This window comes from Flagellimonas allohymeniacidonis (assembly GCF_004296335.1).
GTDB classification, from domain to species: domain Bacteria; phylum Bacteroidota; class Bacteroidia; order Flavobacteriales; family Flavobacteriaceae; genus Flagellimonas; species Flagellimonas allohymeniacidonis.
In genome coordinates this window covers 1,771,095-1,780,555 of the sequence record NZ_SGIU01000001.1, presented here as the reverse complement: position 1 = coordinate 1,780,555, position 9,461 = coordinate 1,771,095, and the positions used below count along the sequence as shown (strand labels likewise).

The 9,461-nt window shown below is 42.4% G+C and carries 4 protein-coding genes and 1 rRNA gene; 3 read left to right on the top strand and 2 right to left on the bottom strand.

Features of this window, described 5'->3' with window-relative positions; translation table 11 throughout:
- The 3 genes from rrf to EW142_RS08255 form a co-directional block, all read left to right on the top strand.
- Positions 1-84: ribosomal RNA gene (rrf, locus tag EW142_RS08265) — 5S ribosomal RNA — on the top strand; the annotation flags it as partial.
- An 85-nt stretch (positions 85-169) separates the two neighbouring features.
- Positions 170-1,426: an MFS transporter gene (locus tag EW142_RS08260; protein ID WP_130612307.1), complete on the top strand. Its 1,257-nt coding sequence runs from the start codon at positions 170-172 to the stop codon at positions 1,424-1,426.
- Between the two features lie 158 nt (positions 1,427-1,584).
- Complete coding sequence (locus tag EW142_RS08255; RefSeq protein ID WP_130612303.1) at positions 1,585-3,318, top strand: T9SS type A sorting domain-containing protein; 1,734 nt, start codon at positions 1,585-1,587, stop codon at positions 3,316-3,318.
- 57 nt (positions 3,319-3,375) lie between these two features.
- Here EW142_RS08255 and EW142_RS08250 read toward each other — a convergent pair whose 3' ends face one another.
- Together EW142_RS08250 and gltB are read right to left on the bottom strand one after the other, a co-directional pair.
- Positions 3,376-4,842 (bottom strand): glutamate synthase subunit beta, encoded by a 1,467-nt coding sequence (locus EW142_RS08250; RefSeq protein WP_130612300.1) that lies wholly within the window; start codon positions 4,840-4,842, stop codon positions 3,376-3,378.
- 8 nt (positions 4,843-4,850) lie between these two features.
- Positions 4,851-9,356 carry a glutamate synthase large subunit gene (gene gltB, locus EW142_RS08245; protein ID WP_130612297.1) on the bottom strand — a complete coding sequence of 1,502 codons (4,506 nt, stop codon included), beginning with the start codon at positions 9,354-9,356 and terminating at the stop codon, positions 4,851-4,853.
- Positions 9,357-9,461 lie beyond the last annotated feature (105 nt).

Genomic DNA, 9,461 nt, shown 5'->3' with positions numbered 1-9,461 from the left:
CCTTCCCATCCCGAACAGGGAAGTTAAGCCCGTTTGCGCCGATGGTACTGCCACACCAGGTGGGAGAGTAGGTAGCCGCCTTCCTTGGACGCCCCTTGCAACAGCATGGGGCGTCTTTTGTTTTATAAACCATTGGTCAAGGAATGATTCAAAATTGTTATCTTCAACAATGACCAATCAGCTTCGCACCAATTATCTTGTAGTGGCTTATGTGCTGCTCACCTTTTTTTTTATATCCTTCCTGACCAATATTTTAGGTTCTTTAAACCCTAGCGCTTCCGAAAGTTTTGGACTTAGCAAGACCATGGTGGCATTTCTTCCATTTGCATTTTTTTTGGCCTATGGCATCATGTCAATACCTGCGGGACTACTTCTGGAAAGGGTTGGTCAGAAAAGACTTTTATTGACCGCATTTTTCTTGGCACTTCTCGGCTCACTGCTCTTTGTAGCTTTCCCGAATTTCACTTTTTTTCTTGTTGCTCTCTTCACTATTGGATGTGGAATGGCTATTCTACAAGTCGTTATTAATCCCCTGCTACGGGTATCGGGGGGAGAAGAAAATTATGCCTTCACATCGGTTTTGGGACAGCTTTGTTTTGGACTGGCTTCTTTTGTTGCTCCCTTGATATATACGTTATCATTAGCTGAGGATGAAGCTGGACTTTCCAGCTTTTTAAATCAAATAGCAGGACATTTGGTAGTGTTAGATCTTCGCTGGGTAAGTATTTATGTAATTTTTGCCTTGTTTGCTGTGGGGATGCTCGTGGTTACCTTGTTTCTTAAGCTGCCCAAGACCACTCAAAATGAGGACGAGAGGATAGGCGATTTGAATTCTTTTACAGCTTTATTGAAATCGAAAACGGTCATTTTTTTCTTCCTAGGAATTTTTGCTTATGTGGGCGTCGAACAAGGCATATCTTTTTGGATTTCAAAATTTCTGTATCAATATCATGGATTTGATTTTGAAACCGTGGGAGCTAAGGCGGTAGCCAATTTTTGGGGACTTATGACAATCGGGGGCTTGGTAGGCTTGGTTCTACTTAAATTACTGGACAGCAAATTGGTCTTGAAACTATTTACTAGTTTGACCATGGTATGCCTATTGTCTGGACTGTTCGGACCAAAACAGTTTTCTCTATATGGTTTTCAAGCTTGTGGATTTTTTATGGCGGTAATGTATCCCATAATTATTTCATTGGCCCTTAACTCAGTTAAGGAAATGCATGGTTCTTTTGCAGGAATATTGATGACGGGGATAGTCGGCGGAGCTTTGTTTCAACTGCTTATTGGCTTTTTGGGTGATTTGACTTCTCTTAGATTTGGGATGATCTTTAACTTCATAGGATTATTATATATTCTCTTCATTGCCTTTTGGGCGAAACCTCTGATAAAGAATAAAACGGTAAAGATTAAATCGAAAGGGTGACGGTTTTAGATAAAAAGAAAATATTGTAGGTTTATTCTTACAATATAGTATCTTTAGAAGATTCCAATCTTCAACTTGGTTCCCCTAACCTATAAAATTTTCCCATTTGGGAGTAACATGCTATGGTATTTGGCTAGTAATTTCAAACACTAAATACCATGAAAAAACCCTTACTCTTTTGCTATTTCTTTTTGGTAATCCTGGGAGCTCGAGGACAAAGTTGTAATTGTGATATAACCTTGTCGGGATTGTCAACAACAACCTTGAATTTGGTCTGGGCCTCCCAGATAAGCTACTCTCCCGGCGATACAATCTGCATTCCAGCAGGAAACTATGCCGGAATTCGATTTTATGATTTTGAAGGAACCGCATCCAATCCTGTGGTGTTTAAAAATTGTGGAGGACAAGTAACTTTAAATGAGACCGCCTATTCCGCATTGGAGTTCAAAAACAGTAAGTATATTCATTTAACTGGTACTGGTCATACAAGTACAACTTACGGAATCAAGATTACAGGTACGGGGTCTTGGTCAATGGGAGTGGTCCTAAGCGCCTTGTCAACCGATATTGAAGTTGATCATATTGAAGTGGCATCCGCAGGTTTTGCAGGATTTATGGCAAAAACCGATCCTGATTGTAACAATTCTGCAACTTGGCGTTCCAATGGCTTTGTCATGAAAAATCTGAATATTCATCACAACTATTTTCACGATACCGGAGGAGAAGGCATTTATATGGGTTTTACTATTGGATATAAGCTCGATGGTGGAAGAAATTGTGGTGGAACCTCTGTTTATGGACACTGGCTTGAAAACGTAGATGTCCATCATAACATTGTAGAAAACACGGGATGGGATGCCATTCAGGTCAACTTGGCCCATCTTAATGCCAAGGTTCGGGACAACGTAATTAAAAACTATGGCACTGAAGGCCGATGGGGCCAGGCTTTTGCTTTGAGCCTTGGAGGGGGAGCCTATGAAGTTTATAATAATTATATGGAAAACGGCCCTTTGGAGAAGGGATGGGGAATGCAGATTATTAATGGCGAAAGTGGCACAAAAGTATTCAACAATGTTTTTGTAAAACCGAAAATGCATGGCGTGTTCTTACATCACAGACATGAGTTTATTGACCCCAACGAAGGGTATTACATTGCCAATAACACCATAATTGAACCAGAACGGGCCGGAGTGCACTACAATACTACAGTATTGCACCCCATTGATCCAGCAGATTTGCATCGAAATCAAAGTGAGGTGCCTTCCTATTTTGTAAATAATTTGGTGGTCGACCCCGGTTATGATTTTGAAGGGGGCAATACTTGGAAACAGAATCAGGAAAGTTATTTTGATTTTAACGAGCGTGAAACCAGGGATAGTCTATTGACCAATATTTATACAAATATCATGACCCGCCAAATAGATACATTGGGTCTTACGGATGTTGCAAACAACGATTATAGTCCAAGTTCGTTGAGTTCCGCTGTGGTGGATGTTGGGTCCGACCTGACCTCTTGGGGTATGACTTTCGATATGAACGATGCATCCCGTCCTTCTGCGACAACTTTTGATATTGGAGCTTTCGAATACCAATCTTCTGGCACTTCACTTTTAGCCAGATTACCTGATACTGATGATTTATACGATGTATCTCTTACAGAAGAAATAAAAACAGTTTTCTATCCGAATCCCACTTACTCCACTTTCCGATTGGAGAATGCGAACTATGACGAAGTCACACTACAACTAGTATCCATGGACGGGAGGATTGTTTTTTCAGATTCCTATCAAATTGGAGAGCCTTTCAATGTGGAAGAATTTACCGCTGGCCTCTATTTCCTTCGATTGGTTACAGCTGATAAAGTAGAGACACATAGATTGATAATCAGATGACTTATCAAAGAAAGAAAGCTCCTCATAGGAGCTTTCTTAAGAATTTAGAATATTCTGTTAGATCCTAGGCAAATCCCCTTCACCTTTAAGGGGCAAGTTGGATTCTCCCATAAGATATCGGTCCACATGATGGGCAGCTTGCCTACCTTCAGATATGGCCCAAACAATTAGTGATTGACCCCTTCGTTGATCACCGGCAACAAACACTCCAGGGACATTGGAGGCGTAATCTTTTGCTGATGCTTTGATATTGGTACGTGAATCCATATCTAGCCCTAGTTGGGCAGCGATTGAGGTCTCCGAACCGGTGAATCCTAAGGCCAATAGTACCAAATCACAGTCCCATTTTTTTTCTGTCCCCTCAACTTCTTTTAGAATTGGGCGCTTTCCGGGTTCCTTGACCCACTCTACTTCGGCCGTAATCAAGCCTGTCAAATTCCCATTCTTGTCACCAACAAATTCTTTTGTGGAAATGCTAAAAACCCTGTCGGCACCTTCCTTATGGGATGAACTGGTGCGCAAACGCATGGGCCAGAAAGGCCAGGGCTGCTCTTCTGGACGCTCTGGAGTCGCTTTAGGCATAATTTCGAAGTTCGTAACGGATTTGGCTCCCTGGCGAATAGAGGTGCCAATGCAGTCAGAACCTGTATCCCCACCTCCAATAACGATAACATTTTTTCCTTTGGCGTCGATTTCTTCACCTTCAAAAGGTATTCCATCTACTTTTCTATTATTCTGAGGTAGAAAATCCATGGCTTGAATCACTCCCTTCAAATCCGAACCCGGTATACGAAGGGGTCTTTTAACAGTTGCCCCTCCGCATAGCACAACAGCATCAAACTGATTTTGTAAGTCCGTCGCATCTACATCCTTACCAATGTGCACGCCTGTTTTGAAAATAATACCTTCAGCTTCCAAGACTTCCAGCCTTCGGTCAATAACATGTTTTTCCATCTTGAAATCCGGGATACCGTACCGAAGCAATCCCCCAATTTTTTCATCTCTTTCAAAAACAGTTACGGTGTGTCCTGCACGATTTAGTTGTTGTGCCGCAGCAAGTCCCGCTGGCCCAGATCCAACAACAGCTACTTTTTTACTGGTCCGCTTGAAAGGAGGTTCAGGTTGGATCCAGCCTTTTTCGAATGCGGTCTCTACGATATTTTTTTCAATATTTTCTATGGAAACAGGATCTTCATTGATTCCCAATACGCAAGCTTCTTCACAGGGAGCGGGGCATAGTCTTCCCGTGAATTCTGGAAAATTATTGGTGGAGTGTAGAATCTTAGCGGCCTTTTCCCATTTTCCGCGGTAAACTGCATCATTGAAATCGGGTATTAGATTTCCCAGGGGACAACCACTATGGCAGAAGGGAATACCACAATCCATGCATCTGGCCCCTTGGTTTTTTAGTTCTTCTTCCTTCAATGGAATCGTGAACTCCTTATAGTTCCCAATTCGTTTTTTAACAGGAGCGTAGGCTTCATCTTTCCTGTCAAACTCCATGAATCCTGTAATCTTTCCCATTTTACGAATTATAAGGTTTGCAATTTTTCTTTTTCCAATCGAATAAGTGCTTGGCGATATTCTTCTGGGAACACTTTGATGAACTTGGGCAAATCTTTTTCCCAATTCTCCAAGATGTTTTGTGCTATTGGGCTTAACGTGGCGTTGTAGTGGTTTTCGATCAGGGTTCGAAGCTCCTTGATGTCTTGATCCTCCTCAACAGGGAGTAGGTTCAAGGCTTCGCCATTACATTTTTTCTCAAAGGAATTGTCGACATCATATACATAGGCAATTCCTCCACTCATTCCAGCTCCAAAATTTCTACCAACAGCCCCAAGAATTACAGCGACTCCCCCAGTCATGTACTCGCAACCGTGATCACCAATACCTTCAACTACGGCTTTTGCACCCGAGTTTCTAACACAGAAACGTTCCCCAGCTTTGCCATTGATATAGGCTTCACCGGAAGTTGCACCATATAAGGTCACATTGCCGGTGATGATATTCTTTTCTGGTTGCAAGGTCGATTTATAAGGTACTTTGATGATCAACTTGGCTCCTGAAAGCCCTTTTCCCAAATAATCATTGGTATTTCCGTTTACAATCATGGTCAGCCCCTTGGTGGCAAACGCTCCAAAACTTTGCCCAGCTGAACCTGTAAAATTCAGTTTTAGTGTGTTTTCCGGTAGGCCATCCTCCCCATAAATCTTAGAAATTTCATTACTGACAATAGCACCTACTGCGCGATCCGTATTTTTGATTGGAAAATCCAAAGTGGTCTTTTCCTTTCTAAATAATGAGGGGTGTGCTTTGGCGATGACATCGAACTCAATGGAATTTGTTACGGAATGCTCCTGTTTTTCGGTATTGTAGAATTTCGTTCCCCTAGGAACGTCTACCTGATACAGAATAGGGCTCAAATCTATCCCTACAGCCTTATAATGCTCAATAGCTTTTTTTCGGTCGAGTTTTTGCACTTGACCGACCATTTCGTTTACTGTTCTGAAGCCCAAGTTGGCCATGATTTCCCTTAATTCTTGGGCGACGAAATACATATAGTTTACCACATGTTCGGGCTTGCCTTTGAATTTTTTACGTAACTCTGGATTTTGGGTGGCAATACCCACCGGGCATGTGTTTAGGTGACACACCCGCATCATAATACATCCAGAAGCAACCAAAGGAGCAGTGGCAAAACCAAATTCTTCGGCCCCAAGCAAACAGGCCACAGCTACATCCCTACCTGTTTTCAGCTGTCCGTCGCACTCCAAAACAATGCGGTTTCGCAAATCATTTAGGACTAGAGTCTGCTGCGCTTCTGCAATACCCAGTTCCCAAGGAAGGCCGGCATGTTTGAGAGAGGTCAAAGGCGAAGCACCGGTACCTCCATCAAACCCGGAAATAAGAATAACATCTGCCTTTGCTTTGGAAACCCCAGCAGCAACTGTACCTACTCCCACCTCTGACACCAATTTTACATTGATGCGAGCTTCCCTATTCGCTGATTTTAAATCATAAATCAACTGGGATAAGTCTTCAATAGAATAAATATCATGGTGCGGTGGAGGAGAAATAAGCCCCACATATGGTGTGGAATTTCTTGTTTTGGCAATTGCGGGATTCACCTTTGGCCCCGGAAGTTGACCTCCTTCGCCTGGTTTAGCACCCTGCGCCATTTTGATTTGAATTTCCTGCGCATTGGTCAAGTAATTTGAGGTAACCCCAAATCGACCAGATGCCACCTGTTTAATGGCACTGTTCCTCCAATCACCCGATTGATTTTTATAAAAACGAGCCGAATCCTCTCCTCCTTCACCCGAATTGCTCTTGCCGCCAATTCGGTTCATTGCAATCGCTAAATTTTCATGGGCCTCCTTACTGATGCTACCGTAAGACATCGCTCCAGTTTTAAATCGTTTCACGATTTCGGTCCAAGGCTCCACTTCCTCTAATGGAATCGGATCGAAATTCGAAAACTCAAACAAACCACGGATGGTCATCAGGTTTTTTGATTGCTCATTGACTAATTCAGAATACTCCTTATAAGTCTTCGGCTCGTTATTGCGTACCGCTTTTTGAAGTTTGGCGATGCTCAACGGATTGAACATATGTTTTTCACCATCCCTTCTCCAGCGATACTCTCCGCCAATCTCTAAATCTAGATTGGCTGCTAACTCCTGTTTCTTGAATGCCTTTTTGTGGCGCTTGGCTATCTCCTTCTCAATTTCATACAGTCCTATACCCTGAATTCTAGTAGGGGTATTTGGAAAATATTTATCTACCACCTTGGTGTTTAAACCAATGCATTCGAATAATTGGGAACCACGGTATGAATTCAAGGTGGAAATCCCAATTTTGTTCATCACTTTAAGAATGCCTTTTCCGACAGCCTTGTTATAATTTTTGATGGCCTCGTCAAAAGTATATTCAGTGATATTGTTTTCTTCCAATTGTTGCCCAATGATTTCATTGACCAAATACGGATTGATGGCACTTGCACCAAATCCGAATAGTAGGGCGAAATGGTGAACCTCGCGAGGTTCCGCGGATTCAATAATGATGCTCAACTTGGAGCGCTTACCCATGCTTCGCAATCCACTGTTCACAAAGGAGCATCCCAATAGCGCAGGAATAGCGGCCATTTCTGTGCTTACCATCCTATCCGATAAGATTATGATATTGGCCCCATCGTCAATGGCTCTGGAAGCTTGTTGTAAAATGGATTCCAAGGCTTCCTCTAAACCATTATGTCCCTTGTTAATTTCATATAACATGGAAATGGAGACCACTTTGTAATCTGGGCTGGCATCGTGATTTTTAATTTTGTCCAAATCCTCCTTGGAAATTACCGGATTCTGAATTTTCAATTTTCTGCAATGCAATTCGGAAAACTCAAAAATGTTATGATCACTTCCTAGGGTGAGGCTAATGTCTGTAATCAGTTCTTCCCGGATTCCATCCAATGGGGGATTGGTCACTTGGGCAAAGAGCTGCTTAAAATAGTTGTAAATAAGCTGTGGCCGTTCCGACAATACAGCAATTGGAGTATCCGAACCCATAGAGCCAATGGGCTCCTTGCCATTTTTTGCCATGGGAAGAATAATGGTGTTGATGTCTTCCAAGGTATACCCAAAAGCAGCGGTTCTGGTGGCTATTGGGAATTCCCCATAAAACACCGGACAGTCGTTATAAGCAATATCCTTCAGATGTACCAGGTTGTTTTTCAGCCATTTTTGGTAAGGATGCTTTTTGGCAATAGCCTCTTTAATTTCTTCATCATTTATAATCCTTCCTTCTTCCATATTGACCAAAAACATCTTTCCTGGTTCTAAACGTCCATGGAATTCGATGTCTTCCGGCTCCAAATCGACAACGCCGGTTTCGGAGGACATGATCACATATCCTTTTTGGGTTACGGAATACCGCGAGGGACGCAGCCCATTTCTATCTAGAACCGCACCTATATAATTGCCATCTGTGAAGGGTATGGAGGCTGGTCCGTCCCAAGGTTCCATCAAGCAGGAATTGTACTCATAGAAAGCTCTTTTGGTCGCAGACATTTCAGTGTTCTTTTCCCAAGCTTCCGGAACCAACATCATCATAACTTCAGGTAATGACCTTCCGGTCATTAAGAGCAGCTCCACAACCATGTCCATACTGGCGGAATCGGATTTTCCGGGTAAAACGATGGGCAGTATTTTTTTGATGTCTTCCCCAAACCAATCGCTTTGCATGAGTTCTTCACGAGATCGCATGCGCGAAACATTACCGCGAAGGGTATTGATTTCCCCATTATGGCACATATATCTAAAGGGCTGTGCTAGGTCCCACGTTGGAAAAGTATTGGTTGAAAAACGTTGGTGCACCAATGCAAGACGGGTCACCACCCTTGGGTCCAACAAGTCTTCGTAGTACTTGCTGATATCGTTGGGCACAAGCAAACCCTTGAAAATGATAATCTTAGTAGAAAGGCTGGGCAAATAAAAGAATTGAAGTTGCGAAAGCTTACTTTCAATAATGGTATGCTCCGTTATTTTTCTAGCGATAAAGAGCTTTAGGTTAAATTGAAAATCATCGAGTGCATCTCCTTTGCCTACAAAAATTTGTTTTACAAATGGTTCGGTTTCCTTGGCTATCCTTCCAGGAACTGAACGGTTTACGGGAACATCGCGCCATCCTAAAAGCTGCAAGCCCTGGTTTTTGAGATTCTCTTCAAACGTACTGATGCAAAAATCACGTTGATTTTCTTTTTGGGGAAGAAAAACGTTCCCACAGGCATAGTCTCCAGGCTTAGGAAGTTCAAATGAGCAGACTTCCTTAAAAAAGTCGTGCGGAATATCTACCAAAATTCCAGCTCCGTCCCCTGTCTTACCATCTGCACTTACCGCGCCTCTGTGCTCCAGCTTGTCCAAAATCTCCAGTGCCTTATGGATAATGTCATTGGATTTACGTCCTTTTAGACTACAAATAAACCCAGCGCCGCAATTATCGTGCTCAAATTCTGGTAAATACAGCCCTTGTTTTTTCAATCCCATCATTACGATATTTCCTCAAATATATCATTAGGGGTGATTAAATAGCAACGATTTTTATAAATGTCACATAATTCATCAACGTATGTAGAAAATCGTTAAAAAATA